A 1,813-nucleotide genomic window follows, 5' to 3' on the forward strand; every position below is an offset into this window, starting at 1 on the left:
TGCTGTGCTCCTTAGAAAGGAGGTGATCCAGCCGCACCTTCCGGTACGGCTACCTTGTTACGACTTAGTCCTAATCACCGATCCCACCTTCGACAGCTCCTCCCCTTGCGGGTTAGGCCACTGGCTTCGGGTGTTACCGACTTTCATGACTTGACGGGCGGTGTGTACAAGGCCCGGGAACGTATTCACCGCAGCGTTGCTGATCTGCGATTACTAGCGACTCCGACTTCATGAGGTCGAGTTGCAGACCTCAATCCGAACTGAGACCGGCTTTTTGGGATTCGCTCCACCTTGCGGTATTGCAGCCCTTTGTACCGGCCATTGTAGCATGCGTGAAGCCCAAGACATAAGGGGCATGATGATTTGACGTCATCCCCACCTTCCTCCGAGTTGACCCCGGCAGTATCCCATGAGTTCCCACCATTACGTGCTGGCAACATAGGACGAGGGTTGCGCTCGTTGCGGGACTTAACCCAACATCTCACGACACGAGCTGACGACAACCATGCACCACCTGTATAGAGACCTTGCGGGGCGACTGTTTCCAACCGTTTCCTCTATATGTCAAGCCTTGGTAAGGTTCTTCGCGTTGCATCGAATTAATCCGCATGCTCCGCCGCTTGTGCGGGCCCCCGTCAATTCCTTTGAGTTTTAGCCTTGCGGCCGTACTCCCCAGGCGGGGAACTTAATGCGTTAGCTGCGACACGGAGACCGTGGAATGGTCCCCACATCTAGTTCCCAACGTTTACGGCATGGACTACCAGGGTATCTAATCCTGTTCGCTCCCCATGCTTTCGCTCCTCAGCGTCAGTTACGGCCCAGAGATCTGCCTTCGCCATTGGTGTTCCTCCTGATATCTGCGCATTCCACCGCTACACCAGGAATTCCAATCTCCCCTACCGCACTCTAGTCTGCCCGTACCCACTGCAGGCCCGAGGTTGAGCCTCGGGTTTTCACAGCAGACGCGACAAACCGCCTACGAGCTCTTTACGCCCAATAATTCCGGACAACGCTTGCACCCTACGTATTACCGCGGCTGCTGGCACGTAGTTAGCCGGTGCTTTTTCTGCAGGTACCGTCACTTTTACGCTTCTTCCCTACTAAAAGAGGTTTACAACCCGAAGGCCGTCGTCCCTCACGCGGCGTTGCTGCATCAGGCTTTCGCCCATTGTGCAATATTCCCCACTGCTGCCTCCCGTAGGAGTCTGGGCCGTGTCTCAGTCCCAGTGTGGCCGGTCACCCTCTCAGGCCGGCTACCCGTCGTCGCCTTGGTGAGCCATTACCTCACCAACTAGCTGATAGGCCGCGAGCTCATCCTTGACCAAAATTCTTTCCACCCCAGAAGATGCCTTCCAAGGTCGTATCCGGTATTAGACGTCGTTTCCAACGCTTATCCCAGAGTCAAGGGCAGATTGCTCACGTGTTACTCACCCGTTCGCCACTGATCAGAGAAGCAAGCTCCTCATCACCGTTCGACTTGCATGTGTTAAGCACGCCGCCAGCGTTCGTCCTGAGCCAGGATCAAACTCTCCGTAAATGTTTGACTGCACGACCACCGAAGTGACCGGCACATCTAGTGCAGAAAGCCACCGGAATAGGCGAACAATCTGCAAGTTTGAAACTGACAGAACAAATCATTACTGACTTGCTTTGTTGTTTAAATGTTTTCCAAAGGAATCTCTTCCGCGGTACCCCCTAGAAAGGAGCCCTACGACCGAGGTTTTTGGCATTTGACATTGTGCACGCTGTTGAGTTCTCAAGGATCGGACGCACTCGACTTCAAACCCCACAGGGGCTGTCGCTTCGAGGCAAC

1 rRNA gene is annotated in these 1,813 nt (G+C 54.7%); it reads right to left on the reverse strand.

Features of this window, described 5'->3' with window-relative positions:
- Window positions 1-15: 15 nt before the first annotated feature.
- A 16S ribosomal RNA gene (locus tag E3O54_RS06390) occupies window positions 16-1,537 on the reverse strand.
- Window positions 1,538-1,813: the final 276 nt, after the last annotated feature.

Source organism: Cryobacterium sp. TMT2-4 (assembly GCF_004402575.1).
In the GTDB taxonomy this organism is placed as follows: domain Bacteria; phylum Actinomycetota; class Actinomycetes; order Actinomycetales; family Microbacteriaceae; genus Cryobacterium; species Cryobacterium sandaracinum.